Annotated in this window: 13 protein-coding genes and 1 pseudogene; 6 read left to right on the plus strand and 8 right to left on the minus strand. The window is 40.3% G+C overall.

What is annotated here, in order from left to right; all coding sequences use genetic code 11:
- Positions 1-14 precede the first annotated feature (14 nt).
- Genes P4S61_RS19660 through P4S61_RS19670 form a run of 3 tightly spaced genes read right to left on the minus strand, consistent with a single transcriptional unit; the run spans position 15 to position 3,367 of the window.
- Positions 15-1,514 carry an ABC transporter permease gene (locus P4S61_RS19660; RefSeq protein ID WP_145234494.1) on the minus strand — a complete coding sequence of 500 codons (1,500 nt, stop codon included), beginning with the start codon at positions 1,512-1,514 and terminating at the stop codon, positions 15-17.
- Positions 1,514-2,554: an extracellular solute-binding protein gene (locus P4S61_RS19665; RefSeq protein WP_145234493.1), complete on the minus strand. Its 1,041-nt coding sequence runs from the start codon at positions 2,552-2,554 to the stop codon at positions 1,514-1,516. The genes P4S61_RS19660 and P4S61_RS19665 overlap by 1 nt, the downstream gene beginning before the upstream one ends.
- Positions 2,555-3,367 (minus strand): hypothetical protein, encoded by an 813-nt coding sequence (locus tag P4S61_RS19670; protein WP_337119031.1) that lies wholly within the window; start codon positions 3,365-3,367, stop codon positions 2,555-2,557.
- Between the two features lie 793 nt (positions 3,368-4,160).
- Here P4S61_RS19670 and P4S61_RS19675 point away from each other — a divergent pair.
- Positions 4,161-4,586, plus strand: coding sequence for a thiol-disulfide oxidoreductase DCC family protein (locus P4S61_RS19675; protein WP_182730795.1), 426 nt, complete (start codon positions 4,161-4,163; stop codon positions 4,584-4,586).
- A gap of 53 nt (positions 4,587-4,639) precedes the next feature.
- The gene (gene ppiC, locus P4S61_RS19680; protein ID WP_182730794.1) at positions 4,640-4,918 is read left to right on the plus strand and encodes a peptidylprolyl isomerase PpiC; all 279 of its coding nucleotides are present in this window, start codon (positions 4,640-4,642) and stop codon (positions 4,916-4,918) included.
- Positions 4,919-5,027: 109 nt separating this feature from the next.
- On the opposite strand, the gene P4S61_RS19685 is transcribed toward ppiC, so the two are convergent.
- Positions 5,028-6,440, minus strand: a complete 1,413-nt coding sequence (locus tag P4S61_RS19685; RefSeq protein ID WP_337119032.1) for a YfcC family protein — start codon at positions 6,438-6,440, stop codon at positions 5,028-5,030.
- Positions 6,441-6,816: 376 nt separating this feature from the next.
- On the opposite strand from P4S61_RS19685, the gene P4S61_RS19690 reads away from it, so the two are divergent.
- Both P4S61_RS19690 and P4S61_RS19695 read left to right on the plus strand, forming a co-directional pair.
- A complete protein-coding gene (locus P4S61_RS19690) occupies positions 6,817-7,197 on the plus strand; it encodes an AAA family ATPase (protein WP_337119033.1) in 381 nt (126 codons plus the stop codon).
- A 168-nt stretch (positions 7,198-7,365) separates the two neighbouring features.
- Positions 7,366-8,106 (plus strand): SIMPL domain-containing protein, encoded by a 741-nt coding sequence (locus P4S61_RS19695; protein WP_337119034.1) that lies wholly within the window; start codon positions 7,366-7,368, stop codon positions 8,104-8,106.
- A gap of 74 nt (positions 8,107-8,180) precedes the next feature.
- Here the strand turns inward: P4S61_RS19695 and P4S61_RS19700 are convergent, their stop codons facing one another.
- Positions 8,181-8,834, minus strand: a complete 654-nt coding sequence (locus P4S61_RS19700) for a DsbA family oxidoreductase (protein ID WP_337119035.1) — start codon at positions 8,832-8,834, stop codon at positions 8,181-8,183.
- A 142-nt stretch (positions 8,835-8,976) separates the two neighbouring features.
- Positions 8,977-10,197 (minus strand): M24 family metallopeptidase, encoded by a 1,221-nt coding sequence (locus tag P4S61_RS19705; RefSeq protein WP_337119036.1) that lies wholly within the window; start codon positions 10,195-10,197, stop codon positions 8,977-8,979.
- Between the two features lie 481 nt (positions 10,198-10,678).
- Between P4S61_RS19705 and P4S61_RS19710 the strand changes: the two genes are divergently transcribed.
- Positions 10,679-10,870, plus strand: a complete 192-nt coding sequence (locus P4S61_RS19710; protein WP_337119037.1) for a hypothetical protein — start codon at positions 10,679-10,681, stop codon at positions 10,868-10,870.
- A gap of 39 nt (positions 10,871-10,909) precedes the next feature.
- On the opposite strand, the gene P4S61_RS19715 is transcribed toward P4S61_RS19710, so the two are convergent.
- A complete protein-coding gene (locus P4S61_RS19715) occupies positions 10,910-11,761 on the minus strand; it encodes a GNAT family N-acetyltransferase (RefSeq protein ID WP_257326912.1) in 852 nt (283 codons plus the stop codon).
- 665 nt (positions 11,762-12,426) lie between these two features.
- On the opposite strand from P4S61_RS19715, the pseudogene P4S61_RS19720 reads away from it, so the two are divergent.
- Positions 12,427-13,511, plus strand: a pseudogene (locus P4S61_RS19720) (M24 family metallopeptidase).
- Positions 13,512-13,822: 311 nt separating this feature from the next.
- Here the strand turns inward: P4S61_RS19720 and P4S61_RS19725 are convergent.
- Positions 13,823-14,797 (minus strand): transposase, encoded by a 975-nt coding sequence (locus P4S61_RS19725; protein ID WP_182730787.1) that lies wholly within the window; start codon positions 14,795-14,797, stop codon positions 13,823-13,825.
- Between the last annotated feature and the right edge of the window lie 51 nt (positions 14,798-14,848).

The following is a 14,848-nucleotide window of genomic DNA, read 5'->3' on the forward strand; positions in this document are numbered from 1 at the left end:
TTGTATTTAAATCCTCAATGTTCGAGTTGGTTACGTTTTTCGCCAGACATCATAATAGCTAAACCGCACGCAGAAATCAGTACTAACAATAACCCAGGAATAGCAGCACGACCAAAATAGCCCGCCTCATAAACACGCCATAAATAAGTCGATAGTGTTTCAAAACCAGTTGGGCCAAGTAATAAGGTTGCTTCTAATTCACGCATGGATTCTAAAAATACTAAAGCGGCACCGGCTATGATCCCACGCATTGTGAGTGGTAAAGTTATGCGGGTAAATGCTTCGCGCGGACTGGCGCCTAAGACCCGCGCAGATTTAACTAAACTTGGATCAAGGTGCTCAGTGCTAGTGCGCACAGAGCCTACCGCTAAGGGTAAAAAACGCAGCATATAGGCAATGATCAACAGCCCTAATGTTTGATATAAAAACGGCAATTGCAAACCACCGTAAACTAGCGCGGTGCCCATTACAATACCTGGAATACCAAAACCAAAGTAAGTAACACGCTCCATGATACGACCCGCTTTACCGCTAAGTGCAGCATGGGCAACAGGGATAGCTACAATCACCGCAACCACTGCAGCAATGGCTGAGGCATACGCTGAATTCCACGCGATGCTAAAATCAAATGAGCTAAAGCCATCACGCGCTAACCACAGCGAAAATATCGCCAGAGGTAAGCCAATGGCTAATAATAAAATAGGCGCAAAAGTGGCAAACATAGCCGCTAGTTGCCACTTACTAGGAAACAAAATTAATGGCCGGCCATGGCGTTCGCTAGCCGTTTTAATTTGTGACTCAATCAACAGTAAAAAGCCCACAATCACCAACAACTGTAACGATAACATTGCCGCACGACTTAACTCAAAAGCATTGTACTCGACATAAATAACCCGGGTAAAGGTATCAAGGCGCATCATTGCAGGTGTGCCAAAGTCAGACAAAGTATACAGGGCGACCAATAACGAACCTGCGGCAATGCCATTTACTACACGGGGTAAGATGACTTTAAATACACTTTCGGTCATCGACATACCTAAGGTGCGGGCCGCATTAACCATGCTTGCATCAAGACTAAGTAAAGATGAGCGGGTAGTCATCATTACAAATGGAAATGTGTAAAGAGTCATGACAATAGCTGCGCCGCTGAGTCCATCCATCGATGGCAGTTCAATACCAAGTAGATTATGTATCTCTCCGCCGGAGCCAAAAGCCGCATAAAGCGTAAATGCACCAATGTAACTGGGAATGGCTAGAGGCGCGGCAAAAAACACCAGCCATACTTTTTTAAACGGTAAACGCACATAAGCGCTGATAAATGCTAACGGTACTCCGATTAAAATAGAACCAATGACCGTTAATACCATCAAGGACAAAGTATTGCCGAGAATACTTAAATTATGATTATCAAACAAAGAGCTGGCATCAGTGGCCAGCGTTATTAAAATAAAGATAGGAGATAAAACAATAAGCGCTGCAAGCAGCGCCATTGGGTAAGAAGCTGGTAGTCGCATTACAGTACGCCGCTATTTCGCATCAAAGCTATGGTTGGCCGAAGATCAGCTAACTGTGTTAAGTCCACTTTGGGTGGTGAAATATTGGCTAAAGATGGTAACCCTTCAGGTAGAGGGACACCATTTACCAGCGGAATTTCATAGGCTTCACGAGCCAAGTAACCTTGCACTTCGATGCTTAATAAATAGCGCATAAAGTGAGTGGCAAGAGGGTCGTCGTTCAATGCCAAAATACCTGATGCATTGACTAAACAGCCAGCATCTTGTTGGGTAAATGCTAAATCAAGTTTGGCATCTGGTTTGCCTGATTTTAAACGTAAGGTGTAATAGTGATTAGCAAAACCAATATCCACTTCACCACGTTCAACGGCCATTACTACACCCAACTCACCGGCATAGGTTTTAGCACGCTTCTTAATCTTTTTCAGCCATTTCGCTGTTTTATCGTCACCTTCGAGAATACGCATTGCCGTTACAAATGATTGAAACGATGCATACGCAGGTGCCCAGCCAATGCTTAAGTCACTATCAGCAATGTCCATAATACTGGTTGGAATTTGCTCTTTGGTCAAACGCGAAGTGTTATAGGGTATGGTGCGCACACGACCGGTGACAGGGGCCCAATCTTTATAGCGAAACTGTGGTTGCAACTGCGCTGATAGATCACTCGGAATAGGTTGTGCAAGGCCGGCATCTGAAACCAAGCCAATAGCGCCAGAATCAACAGCCCAAAACAAATCGGCTCTACGCACCCCTGCTTTTGCTTCAGCAACAATGGTATTGGCTAAAGCTGCTGTAGGACCACGACGAATGCCTAGTTTAAAGTTGGGGTTTCTGTCTTGAATTGCTTGTAGCACATTTTCATACAAACCACCTTCACCACGACCTAGGTATAAGGTCAGCTCACCTTCAAGTTTAGGTAAGTCATCAACAGAAACTGGGTTTGCTATGTTGGCAGCTAGTGCGCGAGAAAGAGGCAATGGTAATGCACCGATTGCCCCAAACGCAGCTAGGCCTTGTATAAAGGTCCTACGCTTCACTTAAAATACATCCTTACGTGCTTTTTCGGCTTTTTCGAGTAATACCTTGGCGCGGTCTAATTTAGTGTGCATGCTACTTACCACATCGCGTACTTCATCAACACTTTTGTTATCTGAAATTGCTTTTGGCAGTGTCACGTTAAAATCTTTTTCTAATATTTCAACAAGTTTGGCATCTTGTTCGATAAGTGTGCCTTCAACACCTTCAAATAGGTGAAGGTAAGTATCGTGCACAATGCTGGTTGCTTCATCACTTAAACGCTCTGCATATTTGGCAATGACACGATCAAGTTTATGTTTAATTTCATCGATTGTAGCACTTTGAGTCATGCTTGTGGTTGCAGTTGCTTTAACGTTTGCAAGCAAACCTTTTTGTTGAAATTGCGCCGCTAGTTTAACTGCGCCAAGACCTTGCCACAAGGCAGCATTCATCGCTTGTTGTTCTTTACGAGCTTCAGTCGCCGGCTTGTTATTATCAATGGCCATTTTTACGCCATAAATACCTTGCCAGATTGACGCATATACCGGCACAAAATTTGTTTCAATCGCGCTGTGAAACTTCACTGATTCCCAATACTCGATTAGGTCATCGCTTTTTACTGCTTTTACGCCTTTGCTTTCATAGTCGCTTACTATGGTATCGACTTTGCCGATCATCCATTCAACTTCTTCTGAGTAATCTTTGATATTTGCTTGTAAGTGATTTACATGTTCGCCAATAGGGCCATTAGCAAATGCAGGTTGCGCAACAAATGCTGATACTAAGAGAAGGCTCACACCTAAGGTGGTAGCTGATTTAAATACTGCTTTCATAATAGAGGATCCGAAAGGTAATTGTAAATGATAGCCATTATCATATCCATAAAAATGACTAAAAGCAATATACCTAAATTAGCCTTTGAATGCCCATTTTATCTTTGTTTATAAAGCATTTGTTTGTATTAGGGCGGTTGTAATGATTTGTCGATATAAACCTTAACCGCAAGAGCGGTTGGTTTATGAGCGAAAGTAACAAAAAAATACATTTTTCTTTGCTTCAATTGAATTTACAGTAGCACAGAGTCTATCGACAGGTTACTTGCTACTAATTCAAATTTATTTTTTGCACTAGGAAACAATAATTACATGCCTAGGCTAGCAAGTCGTCTTTGGCTGATAAAAAGGATTATGATGAAAAGACAAGTACATTTATGAAGTGATAAAATACGCATGCTTTCTTTAATTAAACTTGCCACACTTTTTAAATGCGTTGACAATACAAAGGCAAAATTTACTAGGTAATTGTAGTAAAATAGCAACTCGGATATGGTTTGTGTTTCACAGCTATAATCTAAAGAAGAGTTAAATATTCTGCTTGCTGTGACTTTTAGCTGTTTAGTAATAGTAATAAATACTATCTATGCATTCTGTGCTACTTATGCAAAATCAAAGCTATCCTCGCAAAAAAGGGGGACGATACTTAATAAGGTCAGTGGTGGAGTATTCGTCGGATTTGGCGTTGGTCTCTTGCAGCGTCAAGTAAATAATTTCATGCCATAACGTAATCTTTATGGCATCTACTTGCGCCTGTTTAGATCATTTTACTTATTCAAGATAAGAGCGGTTTATGCCAACATTGAATGCGCAACAATTAATACAACACAATAAAATCATTTTATTCGACGGGCAGTGTAAGCTATGCAGCGCGTGGTGCAATTTTATTATTAAACACGACAAGCAGTTGCATTTTAAACTATGCAGTGTGCAGTCTTTAAAAGGCCAAGCGATACTAAGTTACTTTAACTATGCAACAGATAATTATAAAACTATGATTTATGTTGAAAATAATCAATGTATTACGCAAAGTGATGCATTTATTAATATTGTTACGCAGCTTGGTTGGCCTTGGCAGATAGCTAAAATATTGCGAATAATTCCCAAATGCCTACGTAACTGGGCGTACGATCGCATTGCGTTTAATCGATATCGCTTATTTGGCAAGTACGATTACTGTCGTATACCAAACAGTGACTATGATCAGCATTACTTATAAGGCATTAAATGTTGTGTTAAAATCGCCGCAGTTAAATTGAGTAGAGACAAATAATGGCCAGCACTGCACACGCATTACATATTTTGGTTAAGCATAAAGAACTTGCTGAAGATATCATCAAGCAATTAAAAAAAGGCGCTAAGTTTCAAGTGCTCGCTAAAAAGCATTCAACCTGCCCGTCAGGTAAAAAAGGCGGTGATTTAGGCGAGTTTAAACGCGGCCAAATGGTTCCACAGTTTGATAAAGTCGCTTTTAGTGCTGAGATCTTAGAGCCACATTTAGTTAAAACCAAATTTGGCTGGCATGTTATCAAAGTGCTGTATAGAACGTAAGAGTAAATAAAGTTAGCGAGAGTAAAGTTAGCTAGAAAAACGAGTGACTTTGATTTAAACGTAAAAACCACCTACAAAGGTGGTTTTTACGTTTAAGCATCCAGTAACTTTAGCTGCCAACGGCACTTGGTTGTACATCTAAGCCGTAACCAAACATTACTGCAAGCACTAATACAATTGATGCGGCTAACATTAACTTAAGTAACAATGGTAAACAAAAGCGGAACCAATGGCCGTAAGGTACGCCCGCCATCCCTAAAATCCCCATTAAGACTGCATTAGTTGGGATGATCATATTTGAAAAGCCATCGCCAAATTGATATGCAAGTACAGCCACTTGGCGTGGCACGCCGACTAAATCGCCCAGTGGGGCCATCAGCGGCATAGTTACATACGCTTGCCCAGATCCTGATGGAATAAAGGTATTGAGCATTGCTTGAATGACTAACATTCCAATGGCTGAGATCTCGGCGTTCACATACGAAAGTGGTAGCGACATACCATGCACTAAACTATGCAAAATTTGCCCATCTTCCAGTATCAAGGCAATACCACGGGCCACACCAATTAAAATAGCGGTAGTTACGAGGTCTGAGACCCCTTCAATAAAACGGTTGGCAGTTTCATCTGCTGATAAGCGCCCCAGTACAGCAACAATCGCACCCCAGGCAATAAATACACCGCCTAGCTCGTATAAGTACCAACCTTTAGTGGCAATACCCCACACAGCGACAGCAAGAGTGATGATAAAACTGCCTAAAATTAGTTTATGGCGCAGCGCAAGTACAGGATACTGCGGTGTTGCTTTATCGCCTAAAGGGCAAGGTACATCAAGCATCATGGATTTACTTGGATCGTTTGCGACTTTTTTAGTGTATTGCCACACATGGTGAAAGCCAATTAATACAAACGGCACGAATATCGCCAAACGTAACCATAAGCCAGAATACACTGGAATTTCAGCAATTTGCTGAGCAATTAACACCGTAAACGGGTTAAACGCCGATACCCCATAACCAATCCCGTAACCTGCCACAATCATACCGACCGCAGTCATTGCATCAAGGCGCATGGCTTTACATAAAGCGACTAAAATCAGCACAAACGGAATGTATTCTCCCGCAGTACCAATGCTGCTCGATGCTAAGGCAAAGCAAAATACCACCATAAAAATAAGTCGTTGTGGTTGTCTACCATGGCGTTCAAGTAAACGACCAATCAACGCATCAACCGTGCCGGTAGCACGGGCAATGGCAAGTACGCCGCCAACAATCAATACAAAAAAGATCACATCTTGCGCAGCGGCAAAAGCACGCGGAATAGCGGTTAATAAATCCCATGGGGTCAAATAATGACGTTCTGCAACAGTTTGATAGGTGCCGGCAATCACCATTTCTCGGCCAGAATCAGATAATGTAGTATCAAAAAATCCCTGCGGTACTAGCCACGTAGCAACTAACGCAGTGACCATCATACCCAGCAGTAAAATTAAAGTATGCGGCACTTTAAAAGAATTACTCATACGTTCTCCATTTTTATAATTAGTGCAGCGAAAATATAGACGCTACTTTTTGTGAAGAATACCACGACTTGTAAAATCACAATAAAAATAGGCACGCAAGTCTGTAAAGGAATGTAACAGGGAAGAGCCATGCTTATAGTTAGCTGGTTCAAGAAAAAACAGTCATTAGTTTAAAGTGGGTGTCTTTAAATTGGGTTGTGTAATAACACAATATTTACGCAGACACCCAACTTAAAATTAGCTTATTTTCGCAGACACCCATCTTAAAATTAGCTTAACTTTTAAGACTCATGTGATACTTAATACAGTGCTATATCTTTACAGCTTGTGTTAAGTTATTTGCATAGAAACCAAAATACAACAAGGAGAACGGTTCATGGTGGTAGCGGGATCTTTACTGTTATTCTGTGGCAAAATGGGGGCAGGTAAATCAACCGAAGCTAAAAAAATAGCTCTTGAACGTAATGCCGTGCTTATCAGTGAAGATGACTGGTTGGCTACACTTTACCCTGACCAAATCAAGTCGTTTGAAGATTATATTAACTACTCTGGTTTATTGAGGTCTTTACTCAAAGTTCATGTTCAAAATATTCTGCAAGCTGGCGCGACTGTGGTTATGGACTTCCCTGCTAATACAAAAAAACAGCGAGCATGGTTAAAAAGTTTAGCTACTGAAATACAAGCTAATATTGAGTTTACTTACTTAAAAGTATCGAATGAGTTATGCCTTCAGCAAATTGCCCGAGCGATGCATTGAACAACCAAATAGAGCTGCATTTGACACTGAAGCTGTGTTTAATCACGTTACTCAATATTTCGAAGAGCCAAGCGATAGTGAGTTTTACAATATTAAAGTAATTGATAAAGAAACGCTGTAAGGTTGCCATGCTCTTACGTATTTACTGGTTTTTTTGAAAGGGATATTATGAATTACGTTAGTCTTTTTGCGTTCTTAGCTTTTGCCTCATTTGTCAATGCAAATACGGCTTTGCCAGATAACCGACATATTGTAGTCACCAGGGAGGCGCAGTTAAAAGCAAAGCCTGATATTGCTGTGATTAACCTCGAGGTGGAAAGTTTACAAGTCTCTAGTTTAGATGCGAAAAAGGATGTTGATAATCGGATCAATAGTTTTTTAGCTGGCCTCTCTAAGTTTAATATTGATGAGAAAAATGTTTCTGCTTCAAGCATTAACACGCAGCCGAGCTATTCGTATACCGAGAGCGATAAACAGCAATTGGAAGGCTATACAGCTAACCGCAGTATTAAAGTAACATCAACGGATATTAAGCGCTTGAATGCACTCCTGGATTTTGCACTGAGCGTAAAAATTGATGCAATTAAAAGTATAGAGCTAAAATCATCAGCAGCGAAGGCTTTAAAAGCACAAGTCAATGCGATGGCTGTGAATGATGCAAAAGAGAAAGCCAGCTCATTAGCCAAGGCATTTGGTACTAAGCTTGGGAGTATTTATAGTATCAACTCGGCTGCCAATAATAGTTTTAATCGGTATGGCGAAAATCAAGCTATTGATCGAATTGTAGTGAGCGGTAATCGGACTCAGCAATTTACAAGCCCTGGTAAGTACTTGCAGGAAAATATTGTTTTTTCGGCATCAGTCAGTGCAGTATTTGATTTAGAACTCACTGATTCAACAGCACCCTAAGATTGGCACATAAGGTAAAAAGCCACTTAACTTAGTTGAAGTGACCCCCAATAGTTGTTACATGGCTTTTTATTTTACTGCTGTGCTTCTTGCTCGGCGATTTGTTTAAAGGCTTGCACAAATGCGTCGCTTGGCTGGCCGCCAGTGAGGGCGTATTGCTCGTTAATGATAAAAGTTGGCACTGAGGTAATGCCCATCTGTTGTAGCGCACTTTGCTCGCTACGAACCTCTTGGAAATACTCACCAGAGTCTAAAATTTCTTTTGCGCGGGCTCTATCAAGGCCAACGCTTTGCACTACATCAAGCAGCGTATCTTGCTCATTTAAATAAACTAAATCAGTAAAGTGTGCTTTAAAAAATGCCAGTTTTAATTCAGTTTGCTTGCCTTCAGTGGCAGCCCATGTCAGTAAACGATGTAAATCAAAACTATTGATCATGATCCGTTTGCCGTCAAAATTAAAGTCAAAGCCTGCTTGCTCGCCCATCTCTAAAATACGTTTACGGTTTTCGTCACCTTGCTCTTCAGTGAGACCGTATTTTTGCGCTAAATGCTCATTTAAATCTTGGCCTGCAACGGGCATATCAGGATTTAGTTCGAATGGCTTCCAGCTGATCTCAGCTGTAAATTCGTCACTTAATTGCGCAAGGGCTGTTTCAAGGTTTTTATAACCAATAATGCACCATGGGCACATAACGTCTGAAACTATGTCGATTTTAAGCTTTTTCATCAGTGAGCCTATTTTTTACAAAATGTAACAGGGATATGCAGGCGAGGGGGAGTAAATTCAAGGGGGCTATTGTTAGTTTTTATAAAGCTACATGGCAGGGGGCTTACCGTGCAGCTTTAGGGATAAGCTAATTTAAGTTAAATTAACCTGCTAAACCAAATGGGTCGTCAATACTGTGAGCTGGCTCGGTAAACCACTTAGGGCCGTTGTCGGTCATGTAAAAATGATCCTCTAAGCGAACGCCAAATTCATCGGGTACAACTAGCATAGGTTCGTTACTAAAACACATGCCTGCTGCGAGCGGGGTTTTGTTACCACCAACTAAATAAGGCCATTCATGAATGTCTAAACCAATACCGTGACCGGTGCGATGCGGACAACCTGGGGTTTGATATTCAGGACCTAAATCTTGTGCGGCTAAATAACTGCGTGCTGCAGCATCAACGGCCTCACAAGGAGCACCGATTTTAGCGGCGTTGAAGGCGGCGATTTGCGCGGCTTTTTCGTAATCCCAAAACTGGCGTTGGCGCTCTGTGGCCTCACCAAACACATAGGTGCGGGTAATATCTGATAAATAATCATGTACTTTACAGCCAGTATCAATCAGTACCATATCGCCTTTTTTAAGAATTTGCGGGTCTTTCACACCATGTGGGAACGAGGTTGCAACGCCAAATAATACGATGCAAAAATAGTTACCTGGAGCACCTACTTTTTGGTGTGCTTGCTTGATAAACGCTTCAACTTCGGTGGTGCTGATTCCTTCGTGTAACATACTTGCAGTTGCTTGGTGAACCGCTAACGTCATATCCATAGCGCGTTGCATCAGTGCCAGCTCGTTGGCTGATTTATGCATTCGACAATGAGCGGTCACAGGTTGTGCATTGACTAGGTTTAAGCCTGTTTGCGCTTTATTGATACCGTCAAAAATAAAGAATTGTGCGCTTTCGTCAATTCCCACAGTACCATTGGCTGCAATGCCCATTTCGGTGATTATATTTACAAATAATGCATAGGGATTTTCGTGCTCTTGCCAGCCACGAATTGGTCCATCAATTACTTTAAAACCATTAAGTGAGCCAATTTCAAAATACGGGGCAATGTATTGTAAGTCGCCCTTGGCAGGTAAGATAGCACCTACCAGTCGCTCGCTTGCATACCAACGCATGCCTGTAAAATAGGCAAGGTTAGTGCCTGCGTTTAGATAAATCGCATCAATGCCATTCGCTTGCATATAGATTTGTGCATTAGCGATACGTGCTAAGTGTTCATCAGCTTGAATAGCCGTCAAATCGCCTGTCATATCACTTAGGCTGGCTAATGCCTGCTCTTTAGTTTGGGTACCAATACCAAATATTGTCATGGTGCTCTCCTTTATTTGTATTTGGCTATTGTGCTTGCGCCACTGCTGTACTGCAAGCGAGTTGCGTTGAAAAGCGGCTCATACAATTGGATTGTAAATTAATCTGTGGTGGATGGTTTTAACTCTTTGGGCTATTAGCTCTACTCTCACGGAGTTTTTGTTTACTCTAAATTATTGTATTAAAATAAAAATACAGATTTTATATTTGGTTTCGCGGCAAATAACGATGAATATGACCTAAAACTAAGCCGTTTGATAATAGGCAATTTTGTACTCGCATTCGAGTGCGTGAAGCTCAAGGATTGGTTATTTTTGAAGCTCATAAAGGCGTAACTGCCACGTAACTGTCTGTTTCGCAGATTGATGAAATGTTCGACCTGCGCGCATCACTAAAAGCCGAACTGCTAAGCCACTCAATTAAAAGTCTAACCGACTAAGGTTTAATTTATGCTGAACTTATTTAACAGGGCTAGAATTTGCCATGGGTTCAGATAAGACCGGTTTAGATGAGGCAGGTTTAGATGACACCCACCTCGCGACTGACGGTTTAAATAGCCGCTTTTATGGCAAACTCTACAGCCGCGCAAGGGCCCAAAAACCCGTTAGTTGTTTAATATATAGTAAAAATTTAGAATGTTATGTTTGTATGTATATTTTATTAGCTGGCGGCTAAACCAATGCACTGCGCGATAAACTCATAGCTAAATAGTATTTAGCCTATTTCAAAAGATGTTACACCGAATACTTTGTCCAGAGGTAAATGTGGCTTTTCTTTGGTGTACATTCTTGCAGTTTCAAATGATGGCTTCATGTTATGGTGTTCTGCTAAAGCTAGTGCGGCTTGATTAACTTCGGGTATATCAAGGTATATCGTTTCGTCATAACGTGTTGATGTTTTTAATGCTATAAAAAGAGACTCTGCTAATTTAGCTGTATTTGCGTATAGTGGAGCTATTTTAAAGCCTTCGCGACAAGCTCTGATCACGCCATACCCAGCTAACCGACCATTTTCTAAAATACCTAATGCTTTACTGTTAGGTTGATTTATCCAGTTTTGAGTAAAGCCAGATCTATCCGCGGGAAATAATGTTTTGTCATATTCTTTTATATCTGCAAAGGGCAAGGTTGCCAGTTCTATAGTTTCTAAATTCTCAGGAGCATAACCCCCACCAGAACCTTCGAATCTAATATTACGGTAAGCCAGTTTAAATCCTGATTTTTTATAGTTATCCTGCTGTTCAATCACCCCATCAAGACCAATATTGCAGTGTTTAAGGTAGGCAAGACCGGCTTGCCAAATCTGCATGCCGTAACCTTTGCCACGATATTCAGGTTTAACAATATAAAAGCCTAAAAATGCAAAACTGCTATCGTATTTTACAACCGAAATTGTAGCGATCGCTTCATCACCAAGGTAGCCGATTAAAAAACCATTGGGGTCAGCTTTATAATAATTATGAGCGTCGTGCAGGCCTGGATTCCAGCCTTCTTTCGCTGCCCAGTCAATGGCAATGCCCACTTCTTTTTCTGTCATTACTTTGATAGTGAAGGCTTGATCTTGCATGTTAACCCCTATTAGTTATTCTATCGACTTAGTTTTTTAATCTAGCAGCTATAAACTTAAAATGATGATTATAAATAGAACAACTATTTTGTATCAATAAAGTCCTAAATAATTAACTCTTTTTTAGTCTATTTCTCGTTACACATTTGTTACTATTTATTAGTTTCAAGAAATCAAAGCTATTTGTAACTTATGGGTGCTATTTTCAGCCGATATCTGTTGGATTAAGGTGAAACCGATGGTAGTGATGCATAAAGTTTAATGGCTGATGCTTTACTAATTGGCGGCAATCATGAGCATAAAATATTTAGTAAGCTGCTTTGCAATAATAAGTCATATTCTTGTTAAAAAGTGAACCAGCCTTGAAACTGAGTAGGAGCGGATCGGTATTTTTATCAACGCTATTGCGCCAAAAAACGCAAGGATATACTGTATACAAAAAAATAATCATGACTCAAATGTTATTTATTGATTCCGACAACTAAGTAAAGGTGTTAGATATTTATATTTTTGTTGAGGATAGGAGCGCTCAACGGGTACATCTGTAAGTGCTTGCGCTGCATTAGCTTTTCACCGAAGTAGTTTGCGTAAGTGTATTTGTAATTGCTAAACATATATTGTCTAATTGAGCCAAGCGATCCCTTAAAACTAGGATTTATATTTCGATGAACAGTCAGCTTTTTCAGCGCCAACAGACTTTAAAACAACAATTAACAAGCGAAAATTTAACCGCCATTTTACTATTAGGTCATGAGAATATTCGCTATTTAAGTGGTTTTAGTGGTAATGCCGCGTATGCAATAGTGACGCAAACAAGTTGTGTACTAATTACCGATTATCGCTACTTTGAGCGAGCACAAGCAGAGTGCCATGGTTTTGAAGTGATCAGCCGTGACCGTGATAACGAAAGTTTAGGCGATTGTATTAATCGGTTTTTACCAGCTAACAGCCGTTTAGGTTTTGATGCTGCATTTATTAATGTGGCGCTTTGGCAGCAAGTAGCGAATGATTTGAGTGGTCATACATTATTACCAATTCAAGGACTAGTTGAACGTCAGCGCATGGTCAAAACTGAATGGGAAGTAACGCAAATCAAAGCTGCCGCCGCCATTGCTGATGATGCATTGGCACAAACATTACCGTTTTTTAAAGCTGGTGTAAGTGAGCGAGATTTAGCGCTAGAGCTTGAGTTTAGAATGCAAAAATTAGGCTCTGAGGGGATGTCATTTGCGACCATTTTAATGTTTGCTGAACGTACCTCTTTACCACATGGCAGCCCAAGTGACCGCCAGCTCAAAGAGGGGATTTTATTACTTTGGATTTTGGTGCGGTTGTTAACGGTTACCGCTCAGACATGACTCGCAGTTATGTGTTAGGGAAAGCATCTACAAAACAAACCCAAATATACAATACTGTTGTAACTGCGCAACAAGCGGCAATTGATTTACTTAGTCCTGGTGTTAATTGTGTTGATTTACAAAACGTATCGCAACAAATGTTAGACGCCTCAGGCTTTGGTAAATATGCAGGACAAGGGCTTGGTCATGGGCTCGGATTATTTTTACATGAACAGCCTTTTATAAATATAAACTGTAAACATCAATTAGAAGTTGGCAATGTGATCACCATCGAGCCTGGTATTTATATTCCTGATTTTGGTGGTGTGCGCCTTGAAGAAGATATTTTAATTACACCAACAGGCTATGAAATATTAACTCATGCTCCCAAACCATTCGAATTGGAGCTGTGATATTGTAAATTGTAGATACAACGTAGGTTAGTTTTAATTTAAAAGATAAGTTAAAAGACATCCACTACTTTTTGTAGATACAACGTAGGTTAGTTTTAATTTAAAAGATAAGTTAAAAGACATCCACTACTTTTAAAAATTAAAATGACACCCAAGTTCAATACAGTTACATGAGTTTTTATGTGTCTAATGATATTAAAAAACTCTTCTCAGAATAGTAAATGTTCATTTTGGGGCGAGTATAGCAAATAACTGGCAGCACAAGCTTCAGCCTTGAGCTGATAAAAAGTAAAGAGTTGTTTTATATGGTATTACGCTAATAGTTTTTCGCAATTTTTGAGGTTACTTCGTCGTTTAAAGTGTTGGTGTTCACAATACCGGTCAATTGCATCTGGTTTACCAACAGCACCATGAAAGACTTTAGTAAACTTACTGGTGATTTTTAGCCAGTTTTCAGGGCATATGTTTAGTTGCTCTAGTAGCGGTGGCAAAGAATGATCTATATAACCTGTTTTATCTGTTCTTATGCAGCGCCCTGTTTTATCAACAAGGTTTAGGTAAGAGTTTAGTTCAAAAGGCAAACCATTTACAGTGTGTTTTGTCGTTAAACCTGCAAAGCGAAATAAGGACCTAGGTTGTTTGGCATTTTGTGCTGCTGCAATACGTTTTTTAATACTTGTATAATTTGAGTTTTCAGGTGATGAAGCGGTTCCAGCACGGATTGGGTTTAGATCGACATAGGCCATACAAGCCACTAGTGCTGACTCATCAAGTAAAGCTTGAGATTTAAAGCGTCCCTCCCAAAATCTACCTTTACAATTATCTTCTTTATTAGCTTTGCGAGCAATGTACTCATTAAGTGATCGCATAAACCAGCTAATGTCCATTAGCCTTGAACGATATTCTCCAATGCTAGACTTTACTAATTGCAGTTCGACAGTAGAGAGCACCTCATTTTTCACAAAGCGTTGAGTTAATAAAGTACCTTTAAATGCTTTGTGCCAGCGTAAAGCAATGGCTTTATCATTTAGGCGGTTAGCTTTATTATTATCTACATGAAGGATGATATGTGTATGATTACTCATCACAGCATAGGCGCATACATCAATACAAAATATTGAAGCGAGCATTATAATTTTATCTTCAACCCATTCTCTGCGGTGCTCATACGATTGGCCCGTATGCTTGTCTATGCCACATAAATAAGCTTTTCTTACGCAACGAGATATACAGTGATAGTAGCGAGTATCACTTAGGCTAATTTGTCTTTTTCGAGCGATTGCCATAAAACCTCCAATGTTGTGTTTCTATAAAAATACTAGTCACTTTATATAGGA

The organism is Pseudoalteromonas sp. B160, from assembly GCF_037162485.1.
Classification (GTDB): Bacteria; Pseudomonadota; Gammaproteobacteria; order Enterobacterales; family Alteromonadaceae; genus Pseudoalteromonas; species Pseudoalteromonas rhizosphaerae.

Coding starts and splice junctions, on each gene's coding strand:
- P4S61_RS19660 (WP_145234494.1), bottom strand. CDS start 1,514: ATGCGACTACCAGCTTCTTACCCAATGGCGCTGCTTGCAGCGCTTATT.
- P4S61_RS19670 (WP_337119031.1), bottom strand. CDS start 3,367: ATGAAAGCAGTATTTAAATCAGCTACCACCTTAGGTGTGAGCCTTCTC.
- P4S61_RS19675 (WP_182730795.1), top strand. CDS start 4,161: ATGCCAACATTGAATGCGCAACAATTAATACAACACAATAAAATCATT.
- ppiC (WP_182730794.1), top strand. CDS start 4,640: ATGGCCAGCACTGCACACGCATTACATATTTTGGTTAAGCATAAAGAA.
- P4S61_RS19685 (WP_337119032.1), bottom strand. CDS start 6,440: ATGAGTAATTCTTTTAAAGTGCCGCATACTTTAATTTTACTGCTGGGT.
- P4S61_RS19690 (WP_337119033.1), top strand. CDS start 6,817: ATGGTGGTAGCGGGATCTTTACTGTTATTCTGTGGCAAAATGGGGGCA.
- P4S61_RS19695 (WP_337119034.1), top strand. CDS start 7,366: ATGAATTACGTTAGTCTTTTTGCGTTCTTAGCTTTTGCCTCATTTGTC.
- P4S61_RS19700 (WP_337119035.1), bottom strand. CDS start 8,834: ATGAAAAAGCTTAAAATCGACATAGTTTCAGACGTTATGTGCCCATGG.
- P4S61_RS19705 (WP_337119036.1), bottom strand. CDS start 10,197: ATGACAATATTTGGTATTGGTACCCAAACTAAAGAGCAGGCATTAGCC.
- P4S61_RS19710 (WP_337119037.1), top strand. CDS start 10,679: ATGGGTTCAGATAAGACCGGTTTAGATGAGGCAGGTTTAGATGACACC.
- P4S61_RS19715 (WP_257326912.1), bottom strand. CDS start 11,761: ATGCAAGATCAAGCCTTCACTATCAAAGTAATGACAGAAAAAGAAGTG.
- P4S61_RS19725 (WP_182730787.1), bottom strand. CDS start 14,797: ATGGCAATCGCTCGAAAAAGACAAATTAGCCTAAGTGATACTCGCTAC.